Annotated in this window: 19 protein-coding genes and 1 tRNA gene; 7 read left to right on the top strand and 13 right to left on the bottom strand. The window is 61.5% G+C overall.

The window, feature by feature from the left end; all coding sequences use genetic code 11:
- Positions 1 to 20: 20 nt before the first annotated feature.
- The 3 genes from JF539_RS01545 to JF539_RS01535 form a co-directional block, all read right to left on the bottom strand.
- Entirely contained in the window at positions 21 to 1,037 is a 1,017-nt protein-coding gene (locus JF539_RS01545) for a C4-dicarboxylate TRAP transporter substrate-binding protein (protein WP_207138491.1), read from the bottom strand.
- Between the two features lie 240 nt (positions 1,038 to 1,277).
- Positions 1,278 to 2,672 carry a sigma-54-dependent transcriptional regulator gene (locus tag JF539_RS01540; RefSeq protein WP_207138489.1) on the bottom strand — a complete coding sequence of 465 codons (1,395 nt, stop codon included), beginning with the start codon at positions 2,670 to 2,672 and terminating at the stop codon, positions 1,278 to 1,280.
- Positions 2,669 to 4,459, bottom strand: a complete 1,791-nt coding sequence (locus tag JF539_RS01535; RefSeq protein ID WP_207138487.1) for a sensor histidine kinase — start codon at positions 4,457 to 4,459, stop codon at positions 2,669 to 2,671. The genes JF539_RS01540 and JF539_RS01535 overlap by 4 nt, the downstream gene beginning before the upstream one ends.
- Before the next feature lie 216 nt (positions 4,460 to 4,675).
- On the opposite strand from JF539_RS01535, the gene JF539_RS01530 reads away from it, so the two are divergent.
- Both JF539_RS01530 and JF539_RS01525 read left to right on the top strand, forming a co-directional pair.
- Positions 4,676 to 5,509, top strand: coding sequence for a universal stress protein (locus JF539_RS01530; protein WP_207138486.1), 834 nt, complete (start codon positions 4,676 to 4,678; stop codon positions 5,507 to 5,509).
- Positions 5,510 to 5,625: 116 nt separating this feature from the next.
- Entirely contained in the window at positions 5,626 to 8,355 is a 2,730-nt protein-coding gene (locus tag JF539_RS01525; protein WP_207138484.1) for a bifunctional acetate--CoA ligase family protein/GNAT family N-acetyltransferase, read from the top strand.
- A 132-nt stretch (positions 8,356 to 8,487) separates the two neighbouring features.
- Here the strand turns inward: JF539_RS01525 and JF539_RS01520 are convergent, their stop codons facing one another.
- On the bottom strand, positions 8,488 to 10,155 hold the full coding sequence (locus JF539_RS01520; RefSeq protein WP_207138481.1) for a thiamine pyrophosphate-binding protein: 1,668 nt from the start codon (positions 10,153 to 10,155) through the stop codon (positions 8,488 to 8,490).
- Between the two features lie 236 nt (positions 10,156 to 10,391).
- Positions 10,392 to 10,772, bottom strand: a complete 381-nt coding sequence (locus tag JF539_RS01515; protein ID WP_207138480.1) for a hypothetical protein — start codon at positions 10,770 to 10,772, stop codon at positions 10,392 to 10,394.
- 133 nt (positions 10,773 to 10,905) lie between these two features.
- Here JF539_RS01515 and JF539_RS01510 point away from each other — a divergent pair, with 133 nt between their 5' ends.
- Positions 10,906 to 12,480: an AAA family ATPase gene (locus JF539_RS01510; RefSeq protein ID WP_207138478.1), complete on the top strand. Its 1,575-nt coding sequence runs from the start codon at positions 10,906 to 10,908 to the stop codon at positions 12,478 to 12,480.
- On the opposite strand, the gene JF539_RS01505 is transcribed toward JF539_RS01510, so the two are convergent.
- Positions 12,457 to 12,864, bottom strand: coding sequence for a RidA family protein (locus tag JF539_RS01505; protein ID WP_207138477.1), 408 nt, complete (start codon positions 12,862 to 12,864; stop codon positions 12,457 to 12,459). The genes JF539_RS01510 and JF539_RS01505 overlap by 24 nt on opposite strands.
- 68 nt (positions 12,865 to 12,932) lie before the next feature.
- On the opposite strand from JF539_RS01505, the gene JF539_RS01500 reads away from it, so the two are divergent.
- Positions 12,933 to 13,505 carry a TetR/AcrR family transcriptional regulator gene (locus tag JF539_RS01500; RefSeq protein WP_207138474.1) on the top strand — a complete coding sequence of 191 codons (573 nt, stop codon included), beginning with the start codon at positions 12,933 to 12,935 and terminating at the stop codon, positions 13,503 to 13,505.
- 3 nt (positions 13,506 to 13,508) lie between these two features.
- On the opposite strand, the gene JF539_RS01495 is transcribed toward JF539_RS01500, so the two are convergent.
- The 3 genes from JF539_RS01495 to JF539_RS01485 all read right to left on the bottom strand — a co-directional run bounded on the left by JF539_RS01495 (position 13,509) and on the right by JF539_RS01485 (position 15,484).
- A complete protein-coding gene (locus JF539_RS01495) occupies positions 13,509 to 13,829 on the bottom strand; it encodes an AzlD family protein (protein WP_207138472.1) in 321 nt (106 codons plus the stop codon).
- Positions 13,822 to 14,523 carry an AzlC family ABC transporter permease gene (locus JF539_RS01490; protein WP_207138470.1) on the bottom strand — a complete coding sequence of 234 codons (702 nt, stop codon included), beginning with the start codon at positions 14,521 to 14,523 and terminating at the stop codon, positions 13,822 to 13,824. The genes JF539_RS01495 and JF539_RS01490 overlap by 8 nt, the downstream gene beginning before the upstream one ends.
- A gap of 133 nt (positions 14,524 to 14,656) precedes the next feature.
- Positions 14,657 to 15,484 (bottom strand): sulfite exporter TauE/SafE family protein, encoded by an 828-nt coding sequence (locus JF539_RS01485; RefSeq protein WP_207138468.1) that lies wholly within the window; start codon positions 15,482 to 15,484, stop codon positions 14,657 to 14,659.
- A 196-nt stretch (positions 15,485 to 15,680) separates the two neighbouring features.
- On the opposite strand from JF539_RS01485, the gene JF539_RS01480 reads away from it, so the two are divergent.
- The gene (locus JF539_RS01480) at positions 15,681 to 16,244 is read left to right on the top strand and encodes a DUF3291 domain-containing protein (RefSeq protein ID WP_207138466.1); all 564 of its coding nucleotides are present in this window, start codon (positions 15,681 to 15,683) and stop codon (positions 16,242 to 16,244) included.
- A 377-nt stretch (positions 16,245 to 16,621) separates the two neighbouring features.
- Positions 16,622 to 18,043, top strand: coding sequence for a methyl-accepting chemotaxis protein (locus JF539_RS01475; protein WP_207138464.1), 1,422 nt, complete (start codon positions 16,622 to 16,624; stop codon positions 18,041 to 18,043).
- Between the two features lie 108 nt (positions 18,044 to 18,151).
- Here the strand turns inward: JF539_RS01475 and JF539_RS01470 are convergent, their stop codons facing one another.
- The 4 genes from JF539_RS01470 to JF539_RS01455 form a co-directional block, all read right to left on the bottom strand.
- A complete protein-coding gene (locus JF539_RS01470; RefSeq protein ID WP_207138462.1) occupies positions 18,152 to 18,658 on the bottom strand; it encodes a hypothetical protein in 507 nt (168 codons plus the stop codon).
- Between the two features lie 150 nt (positions 18,659 to 18,808).
- A tRNA-His gene (locus JF539_RS01465) sits at positions 18,809 to 18,885 on the bottom strand.
- Between the two features lie 198 nt (positions 18,886 to 19,083).
- Positions 19,084 to 19,599 carry a phasin gene (locus JF539_RS01460; protein ID WP_207138460.1) on the bottom strand — a complete coding sequence of 172 codons (516 nt, stop codon included), beginning with the start codon at positions 19,597 to 19,599 and terminating at the stop codon, positions 19,084 to 19,086.
- Positions 19,600 to 19,988: 389 nt separating this feature from the next.
- A complete protein-coding gene (locus JF539_RS01455; RefSeq protein WP_207138458.1) occupies positions 19,989 to 20,375 on the bottom strand; it encodes a phasin in 387 nt (128 codons plus the stop codon).
- A gap of 408 nt (positions 20,376 to 20,783) precedes the next feature.
- Here JF539_RS01455 and JF539_RS27565 point away from each other — a divergent pair, with 408 nt between their 5' ends.
- Positions 20,784 to 25,154, top strand: coding sequence for an ATP-binding protein (locus JF539_RS27565; protein ID WP_207138456.1), 4,371 nt, complete (start codon positions 20,784 to 20,786; stop codon positions 25,152 to 25,154).
- The last annotated feature ends 280 nt before the right edge of the window (positions 25,155 to 25,434 follow it).

Genomic DNA, 25,434 nt, shown 5'->3' with positions numbered 1-25,434 from the left:
GTCAGACCGGCATCACTGCCTTATTGCGAAATGGTCGACTTGACCAGATCGAGCAGTTCCTGCGCGGGCAGGCCGTTGGCCGTCTGCTCCTTGACCCAGGCTTCCTGGATCGGCGCGGCTTTTTCCGCGAATGCCGCGAGTTCCTCATCGGAGAACTCGACCTGCACGATGCCGCGGCTTTCCAGCTCCGGCCACCATTTGTCATAGAGCTTGTTGTAGTTGTCGAGGTAGTGGGCGATTGCCGGATCGACAGATTCGTCAAGAGCCGTCTTGAAATCGTCAGGCAGAGCTTCATAGGCATCGGTGTTGACGACGACCGGACAATGCACGGTGCCCGGATTCAGGTTCTTGGTCCACCAGTCGGCGACCTCGACCACCTTGAAGGACATATGCGCGTGCGGCGCGAAGCCTGCGGCGTTGACGGTACCGGAGTCGATGGCCTGATAGGTTTCGGAGGCGGTCACGGAGGTCGGAACCGCCCCAACGGCTTCCATGATCTTGCCGAGGCCGCCCAGCGCGCGGACACGCATGCCGTCAAAGTCGGAGATCTTCGTCGGCGCGTCGCCTTTGCCGGCAAAGTTATACTGCGGCATGGGAGACGGCATCAGCAGTTTGGCGTTCCAGCGGGCCAGGTCCTTCTGCACCGCGGGGTGCTGATAAAGCGCCATGTCCGCCTTGACCTCGGTCTCCAGATCGGAAACGCCGAGGAACGGAAGCTCGAGAACGGTCAGGCTCGGGTTCTTGTCGGCATGATAAGAGGCGCAGAACTGAGCCATCTCGAAAGCGCCGAAGGAAATGCCGTCGAGGTTTTCACGGGATTTCGACAGGGCGCCGCCGTAATGCAATTTGATTTCGAACTTGCCGTCCGTCTTCGCCGACACTTCCTCGGCCAGTTTCTCGACATGTTCGGTAAAGGCCCGGCGCTTGCCCCAGAGAGAAACGTTCCAGGTTACATCAGCGGCGAAAGTTTCGGTTGCGAAAACGAGAGAGAGCGCAGCCGCGGAGACGGCGGTTGCGGACTTCAATGAAAAGAGCATGTAATCCTCCCAGATCCATAGAGCTCATTTCCCTGGCTGCTCAGCCCGTTCGCATTGCGCGCAGCGGACCCGTGCCAAGTCATGACCCCATAGCATGACCTGTGCCACATCGGCTTGACAACAGATGACTGAGGGGAAAAGGAGCTTTCTTTTCGGAGGGCTGCCCTTTGCCGCAGCGCACCTCGGCAAGATTTCGCCGACACCTCAAACGCACCGGCGGATTTTCGCCGAACGCCTCCTTCAGCTGTCCCCGGAGTCCGCCGCCGCCAGATCCCGGCTCAGCCCGTGCCGCACCATTTTTTCGTTCAGGGTCCGTCGGGGGAGATTGAGCTCGCGCATGACGTCGGTGATCCTCCCGCCGTGGCGACGCAAGGCGCTTTCGATCAGGTTGCGCTCGTAGGTATCCATCAGATCCTTCAACCCTCCGCCGGACGCCGGTATTCCTTCGTCCCTCCGGCCGGTGATCAGGGCCTCCAAAGGCCGGGGACCGACACCGGCGCTCAGGACGAACCGCTCCGCTGCATTGCGCAACTCGCGGACGTTGCCCGGCCAGGCGTAGGTTTGCAGGAAGGCTTCGTCCTGCGCGGTCGTTTCCGGCACCTCCAGACCGTATTGAACGGCGAACCGGTTGAGGAATGTCTCGAACAAAAGCAGGGCGTCCCGACCGCGCTCGCGCAGCGGCGGCACCGCTATTTCGATTGCGTTCAGCCGGAAGAGCAGGTCCTCGCGGAGACGGCCGGACTTCACGGCTTCCCTGGGATCGACATTGGCGGCGCTGATCAGCCTGATATCAACGTCCACCGGTTTCACACCGCCGATGCGATCCACCTTCTTCTCCTGAAGAACCCGCAGCAGTTTCGGCTGCAGACCGAGCGGCATGGATACGATTTCGTCCAGGAACAGAACGCCACCGTCCGCAGCCTCGATCCGGCCCTTGCGCTGGCGGTCCGCTCCGGTGAAGGCGCCGGCCTCGTGCCCGAAGAGCTCGGCTTCCACCATCGCGTCCGGCAATGCGGCCGCATTGATCGCCACGAAGGGGCCGTCCTTGCAGGCGCCGAAATCATGCAGGGCCTGCGCAATGACCTCCTTGCCCGTGCCCGTTTCTCCGGTGATCAGGACGGATGCGCCGGTCCCGGCGAAATGCAGGATCTGACGGCGCAGGGCCTGCATCGCTGGACTGTTGCCGATCAGCCGGCCTTCGAGGCCCGCCGCGTCCGCGAGCCGGACCTTGAGCGACCGGTTTTCCAGCACAAGGGCCCGTCTTTCGCATGCGCGGCGCACCACTTCGGCGATGTGGTCCGGATCGAAGGGTTTCTCGACGAAGTCGTAGGCGCCGGCCCGCATGGCCTCGACAGCCATCGGCACGTCTCCGTGTCCTGTGATCAGGACGACCGGCAGGTCGCCGTCCAGCGCGGCGATCCTGTGCAGCAGGGCGACACCGTCTTCACCCTCGAGCATAACATCGGACACGACGCAGCCGCTGAACTCCGGCGAAAGCTTCGCCATCGCCTGGTCGGCCGTCGCGACTTCCAGAGTGCCGAAGCCCGCCAGCCTGATCCATTGGCGCAATGCCGCCCTCATGGAAGGATCGTCGTCGACGATCAGAACGGGCGTTTTTTCCAGGGGTTCGGTCATTTGGCGGCTTCGGTTTCCCGGACGGTCGACGGCGTTTCGTCAGAGGCGATGCTGCAGGCCGGAGCCGGCAGCTTGAGTTCGAATACCGCTCCTTTAGGCGCGTTCACGCCGACTGACAAGCTGCCCCCCAGATCCTCAACCAGGCGCATTGATATCGCCAGGCCCAGACCCATCCCCTCCGAGCCGGGCTTTGTCGAAAAAAACGGGTCGAAAATCCGTTCGCGCTGGTCTTCGGTTATACCCGGACCGTTGTCGGCGACCCGCACCACCGCTTCGCCACTCTCCGGAAAAGCCCGAAGCGACACCAGGCCCTGCGTTTCCGGTGCCGCCGCATCCGCGCCGTTGCGCAGGAGGTTCACAAGAATCTGCTCGACCCGCATCGGCGCGGTTTCCACCACAAGAGGCTCCGCCGGCAAATCGAGTTCCAAACAGACGCCGGTTTCATCAAATCGCGGACGGACGATTTTTTCCGCCATGCGAATGCATTCCCTCAAATCGATCTTTTCGATCCGGCTCTCGCCCGGGCGCGCGAAACGCTTCAGTTCCTGCGTCATATGCGCCATCCGCATCTGCAGGGATTCGATCTCCGTCAGGTTTTCCGAAGCGGTCCGCGTGTCGCCCTTTTCCAGGAATTTTCGTGTCCCGGCGACAAACATTCGAAGAGCGGCCAGCGGCTGGCTCAGTTCGTGAACCACGGCCGCGGACATTTCGCCCACCGCCGCAAGGCGGCTGGAGCGCGCAAGCCCGCGCTGTGCTTCCAGAAGTTCGCTTTCCACCCGGCGGCGCTCCTGCACTTCCTCCAGCAGCCTCGCGTTGAGTTCCTTCAGCTCGTCGGACTCCCGGCGTAACCTGACGGAGGCCTTGCGCAACCGCCGTCCTCCCAGGACAAGCACGATCACCAGATAGACGAGGCACAGCGTGACGGTCGCGGTCCAGATCGGCAGGACGTTCTTGCGGGTCTCCACGACCGGCACCAGAAAATGCAGGGTCCAGCCCAACAGGCCGACTTCCGCCGAATTGTGGCGGTATGCCTTCCCGTCGATGGTCACGATGCCGTTCGAGTGCACCGGTTGTCCGCTCACCGGCTCAAGGTTCTGGCCGGCATACTGGCGGGTCGAACGGATCGTCTCCTGAACCCGTTCCGGCAGGACCGAGAGCGTCTTGTAGCGCCATTCCGGGCGGCTGGAGAGAAAGATCACGCCGTTTTCGTCGGACGCGAATACGAGTTCGCCACCTTCCGCCCAGGCCTCTTCCAGGGGCTCCATGTCCACCTTGACGACGGCCACGCCGAGCGCTTCTCCCGAGACAGGCGTCGGCCGCGCCAGGAAAAGTCCCGGTTCGCCCAGCGTTGCGCCGATGGCGAAGAAACGACCTTCCTCCCCGTTCATCGCGGATTTGAAATACGGCCGGTAGCCGTAGTTCCGGCCGACCAGCGAAAGCTTGTCCTGCCAGTTGCTGGCAGCGAGCGTGGTCCCCTTGGCATTCATGACATAAAGCAGGTTCGCTCCCGAGTTCTGCGCCATTTCCTGGAGGAACCGATTGGCGCTTTCAACCGGCTGCCCCAGCCCGAGCGCCGCCGTCGCCCGAGGATCGCGCGCGATCATGTAGGGCAGATAGCGGTACTTCTGGTATTCACCCAGGATGGTCTGGCGATAGAGCGTCAGGCGCTCCGCGGCCTTGGCATCGGCGCTTTCCTCGTCGAGGCCAAGGACCAGTTGGACGAGAAAGAAAGCCGAGACGACAAGAAGCAGAGGCGGCAGCGCCAGGTAGAACACGCGTTTTGACATGGACGCAGTTTTGCGCAATTTTTCGAAGGCTGCCAGCCAGTTGAAAAACTTCCCGATTTTCATCGTAGCCAAGCCCAAACCCTGATATCCAACAGTCGCTTCATCGTCCCGGCCTATACCCGGTTTGATACGCGTCAAGGACGCCCGCTTGGGGCGTTGCATACTAATCGTCGCCAGGCCGGCGCCAAGCAACGTTGCCTGCCAAAGGAGGGAAACATGCCTATCAAAGATATTTTGACCATACTGGACCTTGCCGGAGATCAGCCCGCCGCCAAATACGCCCTGGAGTTCGGACGCAACTACGACGCCCATGTCACCGGCCTGGCGGTTTCGTTCGAGCCGGTGGTGCCCGCCTTTGCCGCCGCGCCCATGCCGGTCGATTATCTTCAGGCCGCCCATGAACAGGCGATATCCGCAGCCAACGAAGCCAAGAAACAGTATGACGAGCTCGCCCGGCTGGCGGCCGTGAAGAGCGAGAGCCGGGTGGCGGAAATTCTCACCGGCGGGCCGCTGGAGAACGTGCTCGTTCACTGCCGGCCGACGGATCTGGTGGTTCTCGGTCAATCCAACCCCGACCAGCCGGAACCGATGCGCGAACTCCTGATCGAGACCGTCCTTTTCGAAAGCGGCGTCCCCGTCATGCTGGTGCCTTACATCGGCAGCAGCTCTTTTGAACCCAAAAACGTTCTGATCGGCTGGGACGGCAGCTCCACCGCCACACGGGCTATCCACGCGGCTCTGCCGGTGCTGGAGAAGGCCGACAAGATCACCGTTCTGGTGATTGAAAGGAAATCGACCACGGCGAACGGACAACCGGGCGCGGATGTCGCCAATTACCTCGCGCGCCACAACATGAACGTCACCGTGGAAGTCGTCACGAACCCGCAAACCGGGATCGCCGACACGGTGCTCAACTATGTTTCGGACAACGGCAACGATCTTGTCGTGATGGGCGGTTACGGCCACAGCCGCATGCGCGAATTTCTCTTTGGCGGCGCCACCAAGGAAATTCTGCAGGCCATGACCGTTCCGGTGCTGATGGCCCACTAGAGCCAGGCAAATCAGTCTCCCTGCGGACCGTTTCCGGGATGGCCCGCAGGTATTGGTTAGAGTTTATCGTATATTATTCTCCGCGTTGTTGCCGTTTTCTGGAAAGGGCCGCCGACGTGACGATACGCAATCTCGAGGGATTTTTCGCACCGGACTCAATCGCCGTGATCGGTCCTTGCCGACATCCCGGCGTCCTGACGCGCAAACTTATCGATTGCCTTCACGATATCGCGGCCGGCCACCGGGTCTGCCTCGTCGGCATTGAAGACGACGTGTCCTTCAATGGGACCCGGGCGGCCAGCCTTGACGACCTGGACCGCATGCCGGATCTGGTGATCTATCTCGCCGCAGCCGAGTTGCTGCCGGAAACCATTACGAAGCTCGGCGCCGGCGGCACCAAGGCGGTTCTGATCCCCTCGCCCGGTTACGAAACCTGGCCCGAACCGCTCATGCAGGCCTGCCGGGACGCTGCGAGGGCGACCAACCTGCGCATGCTCGGGCCGGGCAGCCTCGGCTTCTCGGTTCCTTCCACCGGACTGAACGCGCTTTTGAGCGCCGAGCCGGCCACCAAGGGCGATGTCGCCTTTTTCTCCCGCTCCAGCGCCGTCTTGAACGCCACCCTGTCCTGGGCGAAAACCCACAGCACAGGGTTTTCGGCGGTGGTTTCGCTTGGCGCGCGCATGGACATGGATATCGGCGACCTGATCGACTACTTCGCCCAGGATTATCGAACCCGCTCGATCGTGCTTCATCTGGAGGGGATCGCCGACCCGAGAAAATTCATTTCGGCCGCTCGTGCCGCTGCGCGCAGCAAGCCGGTGATCGTCATCCGCTCCGGCAAGGTCCGCGACACCGGCGGCACGGGCCGCACCCATGCGGGGCGCCTTGCCCGGACCGACCTGGTCTACGAAACGGTTTTCCGCCGCACCGGGCTGTTGCGCGTGGAGGACCTCGACGAGATGTTCGAGGCGCTGGAGACGTTGTCCCATATCCGGGTGCCGCGCTGCGACAAATTCGCCGTCATTTCCAACGGCCGCAGCCTTGCGAGCCTCGCCGCCGACCGGCTGATGGATCTCGGCGGACGGTTCGCGGAACTGAACGAGGAAACGCGGGCGGCCCTTAAGGACATCAGCCGGAACTATTCCGTGCTGGATGCCACCCGGGCGGCAAAGGGATCCGTCATCCTGCGCGAAAGCGTATCGACCGAGGAGATCACCGACGCGATCACAACCGTCTTGAAGGATCCGGAAGTCGACGGCGCCGTGGTACTGCAGGCCGCGAGTGCCTTTCAGCCGCTGACGGCGATCGCCAAGGCGATCGGAGATGCGGCCAATGCCGACCGTAAAAGAACGGGACGGCGCAAGGCCCTGGTCGCCGGGCTTCCCGGCAGCGACGGCGCGATCCGGGCCGAACTGGCGGCCGCGAAAGTGCCCAACTACAACAGCCCCGCGGAAGCCGCCCGCAGCCTGATGCATCTGGCCCACGACGCCCAGGCGCGCGAATTCCTGATGGCCGTGCCGCCCAGCCTGCCCAGCACGTTCACCCCCGACAGCGCCCGGGCGCGCAGTGTCGTCGAGGCGGCACTCAACGAGGGACGGTCCTGGCTGGACCCGAGCGAGGTGTGCCAGGTTCTCGAGGCCTACGATCTGCCGATCATGGCAACGGAAATGGCGTCGACGCCGGAAGAGGCCGCCGAAGCCTCCAGACGGTTCTTTGAAAACGCTCACCACTGCGTGGTCAAGCTGATCTCCCCCGACCTTCCCTTCAAGTCGCGCATCGACGGCGTCCGGCTTGGCGTGGAGGACCCGGAAGCCGTCAGGGAGGCGGCCGAAGAGCTGATTTCCAAGACCCGGCAGAACTATCCCGACGCCGAAATCGCGGGTGTCTCCATTCACCCGATGCTTGAGGACCGGCACGGGCTCGAACTCTATATGGGTCTGGCGGAAACCTCGGCTTTCGGGCCTGTGCTGGTTTTCGGCCATGGCGGAACGTCCATCGAGGAGAGCGTGGATATCGCGCTGGAGCTGCCGCCGCTCGACCTGAACCTCGCCAAGGCGCAAATCGGCCGGACACGGATCGCCCGGTTGCTCGACGGCGGGCCTTCGCGCCCGGCGCTCGACCGGGACGCGCTTGCCGAAGCCCTGGTCAAGCTGTCGCAGATCACCATCGACCTTCCCGAGATCCGGGAGCTCGATATCAATCCGATGGTCGCCCTGCCCAACGGGATGATCGCCCTCGACGCCCGCATGACGCTGTGTCACCCGGAAAAGCGTCCTGGACGGGCCGGCAGCTCACGCCTTGCAATCGCCCCCTATCCGCAGGAATGGGAGCAAACGCTCACCTTGAAAGACGACTGGAGCGTTTTCGTCCGGCCGATCCGGCCGGAAGACGAAGAGCTGGTCAAGGCCTTCTTCGAATCGGTCACGCCGGAAGATCTGCGTCTGCGTTTCTTTGCGCCTGTGCGCGACTTCAGCCACCGGTTTCTCGCACGGCTGACCCAGCTCGACTATGCCCGTGCAATGGCTTTCGCGGCAATTGATCCCAACGACGGCAAGCTGCTCGGCGTCGTGCGCCTTCACGCCGATCCCGACCATCAGACCGGTGAATACGCCGTCATCGTACGCTCCGACCTGAAGGGGCGCGGCCTCGGCTGGGCCCTGATGAAACTGATTATCCGCTACGCCAAGGCGGACGGAATCGCGACCATCAAGGGCGAGGTGCTGAAGGAAAACACCTCGATGATCTCCGTCTGCCAAGCCCTCGGATTCCAGATTGGCACCTCACCGGACGACCCGGGCATCGCGCTCGTCACCCTGCCGGTGACGGGGTTGACGGACGAGGTTTGACGGCGCGTCCACCCGTCTCCTTGCCGGCGATGATGTGATAAATTCAAGTCGGTAAACCACCTGCCGGCGTCATCCCGGACGCAGCGCAAGCGGAGATCCGGGACCGGAGAGAACGTTCGGGTCTCCTGCTCCTTACTTTTTCGCCTCGGCCGCCGCCCTGATCTGGCTGAGCGACGCCGCCGGAGTGATCGCTTCCGGATCGAGCTTCAGGTGAAGGATGGCCGGTGCTCCGGACGCCCGGGCGCGCTCAAACGCCGGGCCGAAGTCTTCGGTCTTTTCGACCGTCTCGCCGAAGGCACCGTAGCTTCTGGCAAGGGCCGCGAAATCCGGATTGACCAGCCTGGTCGCGGACGGACGCCCCGGGTAAGTGCGTTCCTGGTGCATGCGGATGGTGCCATACATGCCGTTGTCGACGGCAAGCACGACGATGTCGGCGCCCTCCTGGCAAGCCGTGCCGAATTCCTGCATGGTCATCTGCAGGCAGCCGTCGCCGGCGAAACACACCACTTCACGATCCGGGAAGGCAAGTTTCGCGGCGACCGCGCCCGGCAGGCCGTAGCCCATGGAGCCCGAGGTCGGCGCGGCCTGGGTGCCGAAACGCCGGAACCGGTGAAAACGGTGCAGCCAGGTCGCGTAGTTTCCGGCACCGTTGGTGCAGATCGCGTCCGGAGCCAGATTGTCTTCCAGCCAGTCCATCACGCCCGACATCTGCAGGTCGCCCGGGACCTGAGGCCGCGCGCCGGACCACTCCAGATAGTCCCGGTGCGCATCGGCCGCCCCGCCCGCACCCTTGATCTCGTTGGGCGGCTGCAGCCCTTCGGCCGCCTTGCAGAAGGCAGTCGGGCTCGCATGGATCGCAAGCGCCGGGCTGTAGACGCGGCCAAGTTCCTCCGCGTCCGGATGGATATGGACGAACTGTTGTGCCGGAGACGGGATATCGAGCAGGGTATAGGACTGGCTCGGCATCTCCGACATCCGTCCTCCGACCAGGAGAATGAGATCGGACGCCTTGATCCGTTGCAGCAGTTTCGGGTTGATGCCTATGCCGACGTCGCCGGCGTAGTTGCCGTGAAGGTTGTCGAACAGCATCTGGCGCCGGAAGGAGCAGGCAACCGGCAGGTCGAAGCGCTCGGCGAACCGCGTGAAGGCGGCAACCGCCTCCTCGGACCACCTGCTGCCACCCAGAATGGCGATCGGACGTTCAGCGGCCCAAAGGCGCTTCTGCAGGTCGGCCATTTGCGTCAGGCCGGGGTGGGTTTCCACCTGCCGCCACGCGGGCGGCTGCGCCACGGCCGCCGTTTCGACCAGCATGTCTTCGGGAAGCGCCAGCACGACCGGGCCAGGACGGCCGGATGTCGCCACGTGATACGCCCGCGAGATGAATTCCGGCACGCGTTCGGCATGATCGATCTCGGCGACCCATTTGGCGATGCCGCCGAACATCTGCCGGTAGTCGACTTCCTGGAAGGCTTCGCGTTCGCGCATGCCGCGCTCGATCTGACCGATGAAAAGGATCATCGGGGTGCTGTCCTGGGCGGCAACGTGAACGCCGGCGGAGGCGTTGGTCGCCCCCGGTCCGCGCGTGACCATGCAGATCCCCGGTTTTCCGGTCAGCTTGCCATGAGCATCGGCCATCATGGCCGCTCCGCCTTCCTGGCGGCAGACGGTGACCGGAATCGAGGCATCGTATAGCGCGTCGAGGACCGCCAGATAACTTTCGCCCGGCACGCAGAAGACCCGCTCCGCGCCGTGGCGCTCCAGCGCCTCCACCAACAACTCACCGCCGGTTTTCTGGTCCATGTCACGATTCCCGAACTAAAGAAGCTTGTGGTCATTCTATAGCGTATGAAAGACCGGCCTGTCAGAGCGTGAAACCAGATTAATTCGCAATGAGTTCATTCCGAAATGGAAGAACCTGACATTTGGCGGCAGAAAAGAAAAAGGCACCGGTCTCCCGGCGCCTTTTGTTTTCCCAGAGAAAGCGTTTGCTTCATTCCTTGCGCTTCCCATCAATCATGCAGCGGTGGGGCGAAGGCTCAAACCGATAGTACCGTAACCACCTGGAATGTGTGCAACTCGCCGTCCTCGTCCTTGATGGAGACGTATTCGCCCGGATTGAAGGCATGCGCTCCAAACCGGTAGCCGGCCTCGTCGTCGTCATCGCCATCGATATCGTAGTGGAAGGCCCAGGATCCGCCGGGGCGATGGATCAGGTGTCCGACTTCCTCTTCCTCGTCGCCCCAGAACCGGCGCACGCGGCAATGATCGCGCTCCTTTTTCCAGAGCCCCGCGTCGATATGGCCGGTTTCGTCCAAAGGAGCCGTAAATTCGTAACCGTGACGCGCGGAACCTTGCGGATACTCCTTCGTCCTTGCCAGGTTCAGCCTGATCTTTTTCAAGGCCGGATAGTCGCTCATGGTTTCCTCCTTTGCTGACTTTGTCATTGATATGTGCCAAATCGATATCAGCATACATTGAGTAGGATCAAATCGGGTGGCCCGTTCTCGGGTCGGATCGTTTCACCGCCCGGCACACGCAGAAGGACCTCATATGAATCAGGACGGAAATCACGATGATGTCCTTGAGTTCCTGCAAGGTTTACCTTCCGACGATCCGCGCAGCCCCGGAACCGAACGGATCGACACGCACGCCAATACCGTTTTTCTGACCGGCAGCAAAGCCTACAAGATCAAGCGGACGGTCAAGTTTCCCTTTCTCGACTATTCCACCCTTGCGCTGCGCGAGGAGGCCTGCAAGGCGGAGATTGCTTTCAACAGGGCGAACGCCCCGCAGATTTACGTGCGGGCCCTGCCCATCACACGGGAAACGGATGGAGGGCTGGCACTGGCCGGTTCCGGGGAGCCTGTCGAATGGGCTGTCGAAATGAACCGGTTCGACCGGGAAAACGAACTCGATGTCTATGCGGCCCGGGCGCTCCTTCCGGATGACCTGTCCGAAGAGCTCGCGGCGATGATGGTTGCGGCCCACGACCTGGCGCCGCTCCGGGGGGGGCAGGGTTTCTTCGACGAGCTTGCCTCCTACGTGGAGCAGAACGAAGCCGCGTTCCACGAGTATCCGGAGCTTTTCCCCGCCGAGGAGGTTCGGCACCTGAGCGACACCTCGCGTTCCGTCCTGTCCTCGCTTCACGAACTGATCCTGAAACGGGGCGAGCAGGGTCTCGTGCGCCGATGCCACGGTGACGCGCATCTGCGCAACATCGTCCTGATCGACGGCAAGCCTGTCCTCTTCGACGCCGTCGAGTTTTCCGACGCGATCGCGACCGGCGACGTGCTCTACGATCTGGCCTTCCTGCTGATGGATCTCTGGGAACGGGGGCAGCCAAGCGCGGCGAACCGGGTGTTTAACCGGTACCTGGACAAGACCTCCCTCGACACGCACCCGGAAGGGCTCGCCGCCCTGCCCTTCTATCTGTCCATGCGCGCAGCGATCCGGTCGAAAATCGCGGCGAGCGCCGCACTTAACCAATCCGATCCGGCGCAGAAAAAAACGCAGGAAGATCAGGCGAAAGCCTATTTCCGGCATGCCTTGACCTTTCTGGAGCCCTCTCGGCCACAGCTTGTCGCGATCGGCGGTCTTTCAGGGACCGGAAAGACGACGCTCGCCTATGCGCTGGCGCCGGAGATCGGCCGCGCGCCCGGGGCAAGAGTGCTGCGCACGGACGTCATGCGCAAGCGACTGCTGAACATTCCGGAGACGCAGAGCGCCCCGCCTGAGGCCTATACGCCAGAGGCGTCGGACAAGGTATACGATAAACTGGACGAGACGATTCAATGGGTGCTCGCGGCGGGACATAGCGCCGTGTTCGACGCGGTCTTCGCCCGCGAAAGCGAAAGACAGCAAATCGGCAGCGTCGCTGCCCGGGTCGAAGCCGACTTCACCGGGCTCTGGCTGTCGGCGCCCGAGAGGGTTCTCAAGGACCGTGTCGCCGCCAGACGCGGGGATGCCTCCGACGCGACAATCGATGTGGTCGAAAAACAGCTCGGCTACGATCTGGGACAGATGTCCTGGCCGATTGTCGAAGCAGGCGGCGACAGAAAAACAACCCTCGAAAACGCGCGCGGGGAGCTGTCCCCGGCTCCGTCAATCCGGCAGCCGAACGGTTAATTCCAGCTCGATCTGCAAATTCGGCCCGGCAAGAGCGGCAACTCCGACGCCGGTCACCGAGGGCTGCGCCCCGCCGAAGAACTCAAGAAGCGGCGGAAACACCTTTTCGAGACGCTCCGGGGTCAGATCCGTCATGTAGCAACGCGCAATCGCGATGTCTTCCGGCGTCGCGCCAAGCGCCGCAAGCGCCGCCTTCGCGTTCACCATGACGATTTCAGCCTGCTCCGTGAGGTCGTCCGGAACCGGCTCGCCTCCCGGACGCCAGGCTACCTGACCGGACACGTAAGCCGTGCGCCCTGCCTCAACGACGGAAATCTGGGAATATCCGCTTTCACCGGCATCGAACAAGGACGACGGGTTCATCCGGGTGATTGTCTGTGCCATAAGAACGTGACCTCTGTATTGAGAAAAAATACAGTCAACATAAACTTCACTACATATGTAGAGATTAAATGTCAACGAAGAAAGCCGAGCGCCGGGAAGCCATTCTGGACGGAGTTATCGACCTGCTGGCCCAACGTGGTCTCGAAGGTGTCACCCACCGAGCCACAGACGAGATCGCAGGGCTGCCGCAAGGATCGACCTCCTACTATTTTTCGAAGAAAGCGGAGCTGCTGAGCGCGGCGTGCGAACACCTGGCCGCTCTCCTGGAAAAAGACTGCGAGGACCTGCAAGTCGGGTTTGCGGAAAAGGCCGCCAGGGAAGGCATGGATGCCGCCGTCGCCTATGTCGCGGACGAACTGGTCACTTACACGGAAAGTTCCCGCCACCTTTTCCTGGCACGGATGGAACTGACCCTGGCGGCTTCCCGCCGCGAAGACCTTTCCGGCGCCGGCGAAAGGCTCACGGCGGCGGCCCGAAGACCTATCGCTTTCTTTCTGAAACTGATTGCCGGCGGAGGGGCCGACGTTCCGATCGAAACCTGCGCGGGACTGATTGACGGCATTTCGCTGATGTATGCCACAGGACAGGGCCCGAAGCCGACGACGGATCAGGTTGCCGCCGTGTTCCGTTCCATACTTTGAGGATTACAGGCCGGCATACCGAAGTCCGGCCGCCACGGCGGCGGCGCAGAAGACGGCAACATATTCCTTTTTAAGTCCGACCTGGGCCGCGGCGGCGACCACAAGGCACAGACCGACGGCGATGCCACCCTTCAGGACGATAGGCAGAATGGTCGAAACGATGATCGCGCCGGGCAAGGCTTCCAGGCCGCGGCGGACGCGCGGCGTGATCGGCAGGCGGCCCATCAGCCAATAGCCTCCCGCTCTCAAGGCATAGGTGACGGACGCCATGCCGAGCACGGCCAGCATGAACATGCCATCCGCGGAGAAGGCCGGGTCAGTCATCGAGATAGGCCCCGGCAGCCGCGCCGGCGATGGCGCCGGTGAAAATGCTCCAGTAGCCGCCGACCAGCGCCCAGGTCAGTGTGGCGACAGCCCCGGTGACCAGCCAGCTGACCGTCTGCCGCTTTCCCTTCCACAACGGAACGAGCAGTGCGGCGAAAAAGGCCGGCAGAACAACATCGAGACCGAAGGCCTTGGGGTCGGAAATCAGGCTGCCAGCGAAGTAGCCCGGAATGACGGCAAGCGACCAGACGCACCAGACGACCAGCCCACTGCCGAGATAGATGCCCCAGTCGCGGGTGCCCTTGTTGTATTCCGACAGGGCGAGCAGCCAGTTGAGGTCGGTCAAAAGAAACAGGGACGGATAGGTCTGGTAGGCGGGAACCTGTCCCAGCCAGGGCCGCAGGCTCGCCCCGATCAGAAGCATACGCATATTGACCGCGCCCGTGACGCCAACCATGGCGATCAGCGTCCCCCACGCAAGCGGATCGCCATAGACCTCCATGGCGACAAACTGGCTGGCGCCGGCGAAAACCAGCGAGTTGATCATCAGGGCTTCCAGAAAGGTCAGGCCCTTCTGCGCGGCAACCGTACCGAAAACCGCCCCAAGCGCAATGATGCCCGGGAAAACCGGCAGGCACATCCAGGCGCCCTGTGAACAGCCTTTCAGGCTGAGGGTGACGTTTTTCTCAAGCATGTCTGTCCAAGGGGTCTGGAAACGCGAAATCTGACGCGGGAAGAACGCGTATTATCCCAAATCCCGCATCAGGTTTCCAATGAAACCTTTTGATCCACTCATCACAGTTTCTTCGTCCGCGGTCACCGGACGGTCAAAACAGGACGCCGTAGATCATCCGAAGCCCCGTAAAGCCCAGAAACAGCGCGAAGACCAGCTTGAGTTTCGACGGATCGATCGTGTGTGCGATTTTGGCTCCGAAGGGCGCCGCCAGGGTCGAGGCCGGGATGATGAGCAGAAAGCCGATCAGATTGACGTAACCGAGGGAGAACGGCGGACGGCCCTCGACGTCCAGGCCGAAATAGATGGACATCAGCGTTCCGGGAACGGCGATGATCAGACCAATGGCCGCCGCCGTCCCGACCGCCTTGCGGATCGGATAATTGAACAGCGTCAGGGTCGGCACACCCAGTGTGCCGCCGCCGATCCCCATCATGACGGAGATGCCGCCGATCAGAAAGCCGAGCAATTCTTTGACCGGCGTGCCCGGCAGCTTGTCGGCGAGATGGGCACCGTCCTTGCGGAACATCATGTTGGCGGAGACGGCGAGCGCCACAAAGCCGAACACCAGGGTCAGCGCGCCGCCGGAAATATTGCCGGCCAGCGTCGCGCCGGCAACCACACCGATAGCGATCGCCCACCACCAGCGTTTCAGGAGTTCCATGTCGACGCTGCCGCGCTTGTAGTGGGCCCGGGCCGACGATGTGCCGGTGGCCAGGATGGTGGCCAAAGAGGTGCCGACCGCCACATGCATGAGAACCGACGGGTCGATTTTCAACGCGGTGAACATGTAATAGAGGACCGGCACGATAACGATCCCGCCGCCGACGCCGAGAAGACCCGCGATGATCCCCGCCACAACACCAGTGGCCAGAAGGGCGAGGGCCAGGAGCCCGAGGGACATGAGGCTGAGATCTTCCACGTCGACTTCCTTTTTTGGCTTCCGCTTCCGGTAAAGCGGCGGGCGTTTCAGTGCGCCTTTCCGCGATTAGACCAGTCACAGCATTATTTCCAGCCGCAAAGCTGAAGAAACTGTCTTCCCTCCGGTGACCAAGTCTTGAAGTTGTTACGGAATGTGACCAGTGTGCCTGCGACACATGCCCGGCAATGGAGGAGAGATGTCCGGTCACTGGCTTGCGGTTTACACATTCGCTCAATTCAAGACCCGGGCGGACGATCCCGTCAACGACGAGTTCTTCAACAACGAACCGTCCGTCCTGGCGGCGATGGAACGCGCGGAAGGGTATGTCGCGCGCTCCGGATATGAGGACGATCCCGGACCCGAGAGCTGGGGCGAGCAGGTTTTCCCGAAATACTGGGTCGACAACGGAGACGGCTGGGCGCCCTCCACCATCTCGCTGTGGGAGGATCTGGAAACCGCGCTTGCCGCCGTTTACCGCGGACTGCATGGAGAAATCCTGCGCCTCGGTCCTCTTTTCATGACCGCGGACGACTATCCGCCCTATGTCTTGTGGTGGGTGCCGCGCGACCGGCAACCGGACTGGGACGAAGCCGTCGAACGCCTGGAGCACCTTGGCGACAATGGCCCTTCGCCCGATGCCTTCACTTTCAAGGCGGCATTCGACCCCAGCGGCCACACGGTCAGTGTGGATGGAAAGAAAACCAGAGCCATCGCGGAGCGCAATCGGCTTCGGGCGAATGCTCCCAGGGCCGTACAGTAAGAACCTGCGGCGGAGGGAGTTGTCAAAACGAAGCGGCATCGCCCACGCCCCGCGACGCATCGACGGGTCCTCCAGGGACATACTTCAAGTCCGTTATTTTCAATTACATGAAGTTGGTGCGTTGCAGTATATTTTTTGCAATACAAAATACTACATACTTTGGTATTGGATTTGCCTTGTAACTTGAATTTCGAACTGACAATCCTTTCGAATACTAATATTTTATTTCAGAAGATCGACCCTTGATTGCGAAAATCCGTCCAAGTCTCGCAGCGAAGCCTTTGTCCCCTTCGGCAACGGATATTTGTGACGACGCGTTTTGACTGACCGCTTGTATCCGGGTGCGCAACAGGGGTTTGCGGCGACACGAAACTCAGATGGATGCAGAACGAATGCTTCAGCGCAAATCAGACTCATCACAGCCTGCGACCGCCATTGGTTTCGACACGCTGTTCGATCTGCTCGAACGGGTTGAACGCATCGGCCATCAGGCGAGTGGTTTTCACGACTGGCTCAGGCACTTCATGAAGGTCGTCTGCGATTTCACGGGCTGGAAACTGGGGCATGCCTGGGCACCTTGCGCCGATAACCCCGAAGAACTGTCTTCCATCAAGATCTGGTACATCCAGCAAGGTGTTCACGTCGAGAGCTTCAAGGCGAAGACGGAGACGCTGCGTTTCAAATCGGGGATCGGACTTCCCGGCAGGGTTCATGAAAAGAAGAAGTGCGACTGGATTTTCGACGTCATCGAGGACGACAATTACCCCCGAAAGCCCTTTGCCAAGGAAGGCGGTTTGAAAGGGGGCTACGGTTGCCCCGTTTTCCTGATGGGAGAGGTTGCCGCGGTCATCGAGTTCTATGACGACCGGCCCGCGGATCCGGATCCGCTGCTGATACGTCTGCTGGAATACCTGGGCACGCAAGTGGCGCCGGTTCTCGAGCGTTCCCGGGCTGCGCAGCGCCGGAGCGAGCTGGCGCAAGATCTGGAGACAATGTTCTCCCGGTGCGTGGAAGACATCTCCGACGCCGCGCAAAGGGTTCGGCAGATCGCCGAAACCGTCAGCAAACTCTCCGACGATGCCCGGACCAATTCCCGCTCCAGCTCCGAGGCATCGGCCCAATCCTCCCATCAGGTCAGGGACGTGTCGGACGCCACGGGAGAGTTCCTGACCACGATCGATGAGATCCAGGGCGAACTTGCCGGGACACGGTCCACGGTTTCCACGGCGACGGATCGCATCGTGGCGGCAAAGGGCACATTCGAAAGCCTCAAGGCCGGCGCGCAGGAGATCGAAGGCATCGTCGAGATCATCAACAAGATTGCCGAGAAAACCAAGCTTTTGTCGCTCAACGCAACCATCGAAGCCAGCCGGGCGGGCGAGATGGGAGCCGGGTTTGCCGTCGTTGCCTCCGAAGTGAAGGAACTCGCCGCGCAGACCGAACAGTCGACGAACGATATTGCCCAGAGGGTCCACGAAATCCAGGCCTTCGCCACGGAGGCACTCCAGGAGTTCGAGGCGATTTCAGGAACGATTTCCCGCATCAGCGACCTGACGACGACGATCTCCTCGTCCATGGACGCGCAGCAGCAGCGCGGCCAGACAATCTCCGAAAACGCCAATGCCGCGGACGAACAGTCGCAGCAGGCAAGCAGCACCGTAAAGGATGTGGTTCGCCAACTTGCCGAGATCAACGACAACGCCTCGGAGGTCTTTCAGACAGCGTGCGAATTCGCCGAAAGAATTCAAAAGCTTCAGGGCGAGGTAAGCGGCTTCGTGACTGAAATCCGCCGGAGTTGATGACGCCCCCTCCGGGGGTATCGCGTTTGCCCGGGAAGGCCCACGGGGGACATTCCGGCGCGCGAACTGCGGACGGCCGATCTGTTGCAGAGCGGGCGTCCTTCCCGGTCAGGACGACGGACTGGCCGGTTCCTGTGGCCGCTCCGGCCTCGCATTTCCTGCCTCGCAGCCACGCAGGGCAAAGAGCGTTTTGGTGAGGAGATCGCCCGCCTGTTCGAAAGCGGTCGCCGTGACCTTCGGGCCGGCCGCGGCGATCCCCCTGGCGGCCACCTTGAGCTCCGCGATGTTCCGGTTCAGCTCCCTGATCTGCTCCGTTACCTGCCAGTGATCCTGAAGCTCCGGGTTCTTCAACTGGCCGGACAGCGTCTCAAGCCTTTCGTCGAGAGCAGAGAGCCTGGACCTGAATTCGTCCGGTGTCACCTTGAGACGCGAAAGAGCTGCCTGCGTGACCTCCCCTGCAATCCGTTCACCCGCCGTGTCGACCCGGTTGAGGACCACAAGCGCAAGAACACAGGCAGCGATGACCAGCAAGGCCGTCGCGTTGATCAGGGCAAGCAGAAGCTGGCCCGGCAGGCGCAGCAAGCGATAGGCAAGTCCAGGTCTTTCATAGGCCATTGCGCGGTCCTCCCTGTGCACGGGTCATTGCCGTGCGTTTCATCGACGGGAAGCGGCACGACATCGACGGCATTCAGCCTGAGTCCGCAAGGTGGCACAACATTCCAGCGGAACTTGCCGGCGCTTTGCAGGATATTTCTTGAGGAGAAGTGGTACAGACGAGTGGATTCGAACCACCGACCTTCGGAGCCACAATCCGACGCTCTAACCAACTGAGCTACGTCTGCATAGGGCTTTTCAGGGGCGCGGACCTCGAATGTTCCGGCCGCCGATAGCAACGACGTCTTCTAACCTCGTTTTTTCCAACCGGCAAGCGGGAATTTTGTAAATTTCCGGCCTGTTGAAAAGCAAATGCCCGGAGAAAACTCAGTTCTCTCCGGGCATCGAAAGTTGAGGTGCGGCGCGAAGCGCGCCGTCCAACCGGCTTACTTGGTTTTCAGATCCTTGAAGGATTTTTCCATGGCTTCCTTGACCGGAGAGGAAACATCCGTACCGAGCTTGGTTGCCAGCTCCTGCATTTCCTTGGTCTGGGCGCTCAGCGTGTCGAACTGCTTGCGTGCGAAGGTGGACTGCAGCTCGATTGCCTCGGCAAGCGTCTTCGCGGACATGATGTCCTTGATGAAGGTGAAAGCGGCGTCAGCATTTTCTTTCGCTGCATCAACTGCTTTGTGGTTGAATTCGACAACGCCCTGACGGGAGGTTTCGAAAGTGTCTTCCATCAGGTCGGTCGCGTCTTCAGCAGCGGTCTTGACCTTTGCATAAGCTTCGCGCGCGCTTTCGATGCTTTTTTCGGTCGCTTCACGGAACATTGAAGGGATCTCCATTTTCGGAAGCTGGAAGGCCTCGAAGTCCGGGAACGCAACGCCGGCGGCCGGCGCGGCTTTCGCTTTCGTGGCACGGGTTTTCGGAGCCGGTTTTTCCGCAGTGGTGGTGGCAGTCATGATCTCATCTCCTTGAGCCCGGATGCGATCATTGGTGAAATTTTTTACCGCCGGATCTCTGGCCGGCGGACCCTGTCGTCATCCGCAACCAGAGTTATAATGCACCCGATGCTGCATTGCAACATTTTTTGCAGTGCACAATAAATTTTTCCGTAGGGGCGGGCTTGCATTTTATGCGCCGGCAGATCGCCGGACACTGCGGGTTGTGCAATTCTTTTCGCGCGGCGCGCAACCGAAGCCGGACAAGAGGTGCGCAGTCAACAAAATACAACCATGGATAATTTTGGCAAGTCATCCGTTCGCAGTATCGCGCGAGGCGCCCCACCCCTCGCGCGCAATCTCGATATGCGGACAGAATAGATCTTAGTATCTATTTTTACGGGCTCGACTCACTTCTTCTGAGCCGCCTTGGCCGCGTCCTGGACAGCCTTGGTCGCCGAGTTGGAAAATTCCCGCGCCTGTTCGCCGATGGCTTCCATCTGACCGCGCAGATAGTCCTGCTGCAGCTTCATCATGTCTTCAACGCTGCCGGCCTTGACGAGATCCTGAGCAAACTTGAACGCGGCGTTGACATGCTCTTCCGCGTAGGTCAGGGCCTTCTTGTTGACATCGGCGGCACCGGCCTGCACCGCGCTGGCGCTGTCTTCCACATTGGACACGGCTTTATGGGTAGCCCCCATGAAATCGTCAAAGGCCTTGCGGGCCTGGTCAACGCTCTTTTCAGCGAAATCTCGCATCTGTTCCGGGATTTCGTATCCGGTCTTGTCCATGCTCATGTCAGCGCTCCTCAGGTGGCGGAAAGTTGCTGGAGGGATCTTCAAAGATCTCCTTGCCAAAAATTCGTAACACGCAGATGGCAATTCGGTAAACAGCGTCATGAAATCATAATATTACCCGTCCGGCGTCTTGGCGCTTCGGAACTACGGCGCTCTCGAGCCGCTGAACGCGCGAAAAGCTCTTCCCGATCCGTCCTCTTCAAGATCAGTTAACGCAAGCTCAGTATTTTTGACGTTACAGGCAACCGGCGCGGGGGAGTTAACCACGCCTTCATGTAACCTCTTTAGCAGCTTTGCTTTACATGGACGAAACAGGCTTTAGCTTGTATTAACAGAGTGTTTACCACTGCAGGAGAAGCCCGCGTAGACACCTCGCGTCAACCGGTCCCGCAGATCTTGGAGCAGACCATGGACCAACGCATCCAATCATTCCTGGAACTGACGGCCTCGAATGATCTGGTTCAGCTTGTTGCAGACAAAAGAGCCGCCTGGCTCTGGTCGGCCGACGGTGCGCGTATTCTGTGGTCCAATGCCGCCGGAGCCGCGTTTTTTTCCGCCGGCACCGTTGCCGAACTCACCGGTCTGTCCGCTCTGGAGCGCTCACCCGCCCGTCCGCATATCGCCCGTATCGCGGAGTCCGGGTTGACGGACAGGTTCAGCATCGACCGTCTCCGGTTTTATCGCGGCCTGAGGGTCATGCTTTTGACCTGCCAGTGCAAAAAGGTCGATCTGGAAGACGGCGGCAGCGCCGCGTTGATCATCTGCACCGACAAGGGCCTGGCCACAAAGAAGGACCCGGTTGCCGCCTTTGCGCATCTGCTCAAGTCGGAAGGCACGACCGTCTTTGTTCTTTCCAACGGTGTTGTCGAAGACCGATCGGGCACCCTCGAAGGCGCCCCGGAAGATCTGGACCTGCCGCAGGACCAAAGGGTGCTGTCCGGCCCGCTCGATCTCAAGGGCGCCTACCACGACGGCATCCTGCTGAAAGTACCCGCCGGTCCGAAGCTGGTCGTTCTCAACAACACGCCCCTGCCCGCCGACAACGCATCAAATGACGATGGCAAAGCCGAAAACGCGCCTGCCCTTGAGGAGTTGATCGCAAGTCCGCCGGCTTCCGTTTCAAGGGCAGCGGATGAAGCCGACCGGCTTCAGGACGAAACGCCACAGCCGGTCGACGACGCCTCCCGCGAAACTTCCGGGCCGGACAACGCAGAGAACGGACCTGAGGGCGTATCCGAGTGGGTCCGGGCCGACGAACTCTACTTCGAACCGGACGAACTTCACGACGAAACCGTCTCCGTCCCGAGTTCTCCGAAGGCCGCCGACGCCGAAACTCCGGCTCAGGAAAAGGCTGAAGACGCCTTGCCGGACGAGACGAAAGCGGAGGAAGCTCCCGGAGAGATTGAAGCCTTCTCCCCCCACGCCGCGCAAGCGCCTGTTGACGTCGCGCCCGAGGCGCCAACCGAGTTCGAGCGGAACGAAGAAGAGACCGACCCCGTCGAAGAAGAAACCTCCCCTCCCCTGGACGCGGAGGAAAGCTTCGTCTTCCATCCTCGGCGGCGGCCGGTACGGTTCGCCTGGAAGATGGATATCGATCAGCGCTTCACTTTTCTGTCCGACGAATTTGCAGACGTGCTTGGCCCTGACGCGGCAAATGTCGCCGGGCTGACGTGGGAAGAGGTCTGCGGTCGGTTCGGTCTCGACCCGCGCGGGCACATCGCCCGCGCGCTCGACCGCCGGGACACCTGGAGCGGAAAAACCGTCGACTGGCCCGTCAGTGGCGCTGCATTGAGGGTTCCGGTGGATATGGCCGCCCTGCCGGCTTTCGACCGGAACCGGGTCTTTGAGGGATATCGCGGGTTCGGCGTTTGCCGCACCGCCGATGCGTTCCGGGACCCCAACGGATATGTTGCCGGACCGGCGGCTCCGCTCGACGACGACACCGGAAACGGCACGGACGCCGAACCGCCAAACGAAACCTTGCGGGAAGAACCGGATACTGAACCGGCCGTGCAGGACACGGCAACGGATCCGGACCGTTCCCTCTCCTCGCCGGATGAAATCTTGACGGACGATCACACCGATACAAGCGAAGAGGCCGACTTCGAAACGCACGCCATAGAGGCGCCGGAGGAGGACCTCTTGGATGAAGCGGCAACGGCTCCGGAAGAGGCCTTGCCGCAGCAGCGGCTCGAAGACCTCAAGCCTGCGCAGCCTGATACTTTTGCCGGCAAAACTTTTCTCGGCGCGAGCGCGGCGGCGCTTGTCGGTTCTCTGGCAAAGATAACTGGAAAATCGGCTCCGGCTGCGCCGGAAGCGCCTGAGGAAACACCGGAAATCGCCGAGGCGACCGAGACCGTTTCACCCGGGGAAGATCTGACGGCGGACCTGCGAGCAGCGGCAGCAGCCCTCGACGAGGAGCCGGACGAGACGGCGGCCTCCGACGAGGCGACAGAAGAAGGCATCGAAGAGACAGCCGGGCAAATGCAGGAAGACGGTACGGACGGTCAGCCGGCGGAAGAGACCGCGCCGGAAGACGAGGCCCCAACCGAGGAAGACGGTTTTGCCGCGGAGACATCAGACAGCTTGACGGATGATGCCCTGGAGGACGACCAGGCCGGGGACACGCCCTCCGGCGAAACACTGAAGTCCGAAAAGGCACCGCAAGAGGAAACGGCGCAGTCCGGCATTGCCGGTCCGGCGCCGTTGCGGCCGTCCGAGATCGAAAGCGCGGTGAAATCCCTGGCAAAAAGCTACAAGTCCGCCGAAAAAGCGACGCCGGATCTGTTCGAAGACGAGCCGCCCGCCAATGATGACCTGCTGCCGCATGAAGAGGACGTTTCCCCGGCCGATGAACGGGATGAGCAGGAAACTCCTGACGGCGTGACGGAGGATGCCGGCGCCCGGGAAGAAGACGCCGATCTGGACGAGCGGGAATTCTTTGAGGAAACGGCGGCCTACCACAGGCAGGACCGGGCATCGGAAGCCGAAGCCGAAGCCGAAGCCGACGAAACGGACTCTGCCGGCGCACCGCCTCCCCGTGTTGAAAAAACCGGCGAAGTCATTCCCCTGGCCACGGCCCGGCCGCGTGTCGTTCCCGTCGACACATCCGGTCTGTCCCGTCCGGAGCGGGAAGCCTTCCGCAAAATCGCGGAAGCCCTCGGCGCACGGCTGGAAGGAGATCTGGACGATTTCGAGGAGGCCGAGAGCACTGAGGAGAGCGCAGGCGAGTTGCCGCCGGAGGTGCCTGAAACCGGCCCGATCGATCCGAGCCTGCTCGACCGGCTGCCGATCGGGATCGCCGTCGTGCATGACCGGGAAGTGCTTTACGCCAACAAGGCGCTGTTGCGCATGCTCGGCTACATGACGATCACGGCCCTCTCGGAAGCCGGCGGTCTCGAAGCCCTGTTCATTGACGACACCGAAGACCTGCCCGACGCAGCCGGCATGGACGGCGAAGTCGACGAGACCATGAAAATGCGCAAGGCTGGTGGCGGCGTGATCTGCGTCGACGCCCACATGCACTCGGTTCCCTGGAACGGCAGCCGGGGTCTGATGATCTCCGTCACCGAACGCCCGGCCAAACCGGCACAGGACGAAGCGGCGGCATCAGCCGCACCCAACTTTTTCGCGGAAGTGCGCGCGGAGCTCGACGCCGCCCGCAATCAGATCGCCGAGATGGACACGATTCTGGAGACGGCGACCGACGGTGTGCTGGTTCTGGACGTGCATGGCACGATCCTGAAGGTGAACGGTTCGGCCGAAGCTCTTTTCAGCGCGAACCGGGCAGACATGATCGGGGCGCCCTTTACGGACTATCTCGCCCCGGAAAGCCAGCGCGCCGCGACCGACTATCTCGACGGGCTTTCGAGGAACGGGGTTGCCAGCATCCTCAATGACGGGCGCGAAGTCTTGGGCAAAGTACCGTCCGGCGGGCTCATTCCCCTGTTCATGACCATCGGCCGGGTCGCCAGCAGCGAGAACGACGCCAAGTACTGTGCCGTCCTGCGCGATATCACCCAATGGAAAACGGCCGAAGAGGAACTGACCCAGGCCAAACGCCACGCGGAGAACGCCAGTTCTCAGAAATCAGATTTTCTGGCCAAGATCAGCCACGAGATCAGAACGCCGCTGAACGCCATCATCGGATTTTCCGAAGTCATGATGGAGGAGCGCTTCGGGCCCATCGGCAACGACCGCTACAAGGATTACCTGAAAGACATCCGCACGTCCGGCTCGCATATCATGAGCCTGATCAACGACCTTCTGGACCTTTCCAAGATCGAGGCCGGCAAACTGGACCTGAACTTCTCGGCGGTGTCCACCAACGACGTGATCAACGAATGCGTCGCGCTGATGCAGCCGCAGGCCAACCGGGAGCGGGTGATCATCCGCGCCAGCCTGCCGGAATCCGTTCCCGATGTCGTCGCCGATCCGCGCTCTTTGCGCCAGATCGTGCTCAACCTGCTTTCCAATGCCATCAAATACAACAAGTCCGGCGGCCAGGTGATCCTGTCGACCGCGCTTGAAAGCAACGGCGAGGTCGCCCTTAGGGTCCGCGATACCGGCACCGGCATGACACCCAAGCAACTGGCGGCCGCGCTGGAACCCTTCCGTCAGGTGCACACCTCCAGCAGGGGTGGCGGAACCGGTCTCGGTTTGCCTCTGACCAAGGCGCTGGTCGAAGCCAACCGGGCAAGCTTCCACATCGATTCAACACCCGATCAGGGAACCCTAGTGGAAATCGTCTTTCCGACCCAGCGCGTCCTGTCGGAGTAACAGCAAGCGGCCTTGACTGAGTCTCATCCGGCCGGCTGGCCGGTAAGAGACCATCGCCGGCGCTGCCAGCCGGTTCAAATTCCGGCGTGGGCCGTACCGATGTGGCCGCAGATTCGCAAAGTTGAGGTTTAAACTCCTGTTTTTTCAGCGGTTTTCGGAACGTGCGAAAATATACGTGTTTCGATACATTATAACTATTCTAACCTATTGATATTGTTGATTTTTCCATCTTGCCCCAGCGGCAATTCGACATATATGCCTCCCCATCGTGGCCTTGCGC

Origin of the sequence: Roseibium aggregatum (assembly GCF_017309185.1) — a bacterium.
Taxonomy (GTDB): Bacteria; Pseudomonadota; Alphaproteobacteria; order Rhizobiales; family Stappiaceae; genus Roseibium; species Roseibium aggregatum_B.
This window is presented reverse-complemented; position numbering and strand designations above follow the sequence as displayed.

What these genes read in the sequence shown, in the direction of transcription:
- JF539_RS01490 (WP_207138470.1), bottom strand. Translation starts at nt 14,523, where the DNA reads ATGCTTGAGAAAAACGTCACCCTCAGCCTGAAAGGCTGTTCACAGGGC.
- JF539_RS01530 (WP_207138486.1), top strand. Translation starts at nt 4,676, where the DNA reads ATGCCTATCAAAGATATTTTGACCATACTGGACCTTGCCGGAGATCAG.
- JF539_RS01480 (WP_207138466.1), top strand. Translation starts at nt 15,681, where the DNA reads ATGTCCGGTCACTGGCTTGCGGTTTACACATTCGCTCAATTCAAGACC.
- JF539_RS01460 (WP_207138460.1), bottom strand. Translation starts at nt 19,599, where the DNA reads ATGACTGCCACCACCACTGCGGAAAAACCGGCTCCGAAAACCCGTGCC.
- JF539_RS01500 (WP_207138474.1), top strand. Translation starts at nt 12,933, where the DNA reads ATGTCAACGAAGAAAGCCGAGCGCCGGGAAGCCATTCTGGACGGAGTT.
- JF539_RS01475 (WP_207138464.1), top strand. Translation starts at nt 16,622, where the DNA reads ATGGATGCAGAACGAATGCTTCAGCGCAAATCAGACTCATCACAGCCT.
- JF539_RS01455 (WP_207138458.1), bottom strand. Translation starts at nt 20,375, where the DNA reads ATGAGCATGGACAAGACCGGATACGAAATCCCGGAACAGATGCGAGAT.
- JF539_RS01510 (WP_207138478.1), top strand. Translation starts at nt 10,906, where the DNA reads ATGAATCAGGACGGAAATCACGATGATGTCCTTGAGTTCCTGCAAGGT.
- JF539_RS01495 (WP_207138472.1), bottom strand. Translation starts at nt 13,829, where the DNA reads ATGACTGACCCGGCCTTCTCCGCGGATGGCATGTTCATGCTGGCCGTG.
- JF539_RS27565 (WP_207138456.1), top strand. Translation starts at nt 20,784, where the DNA reads ATGGACCAACGCATCCAATCATTCCTGGAACTGACGGCCTCGAATGAT.
- JF539_RS01540 (WP_207138489.1), bottom strand. Translation starts at nt 2,672, where the DNA reads ATGACCGAACCCCTGGAAAAAACGCCCGTTCTGATCGTCGACGACGAT.
- JF539_RS01535 (WP_207138487.1), bottom strand. Translation starts at nt 4,459, where the DNA reads ATGTCAAAACGCGTGTTCTACCTGGCGCTGCCGCCTCTGCTTCTTGTC.
- JF539_RS01545 (WP_207138491.1), bottom strand. Translation starts at nt 1,037, where the DNA reads ATGCTCTTTTCATTGAAGTCCGCAACCGCCGTCTCCGCGGCTGCGCTC.
- JF539_RS01515 (WP_207138480.1), bottom strand. Translation starts at nt 10,772, where the DNA reads ATGAGCGACTATCCGGCCTTGAAAAAGATCAGGCTGAACCTGGCAAGG.
- JF539_RS01470 (WP_207138462.1), bottom strand. Translation starts at nt 18,658, where the DNA reads ATGGCCTATGAAAGACCTGGACTTGCCTATCGCTTGCTGCGCCTGCCG.
- JF539_RS01520 (WP_207138481.1), bottom strand. Translation starts at nt 10,155, where the DNA reads ATGGACCAGAAAACCGGCGGTGAGTTGTTGGTGGAGGCGCTGGAGCGC.
- JF539_RS01505 (WP_207138477.1), bottom strand. Translation starts at nt 12,864, where the DNA reads ATGGCACAGACAATCACCCGGATGAACCCGTCGTCCTTGTTCGATGCC.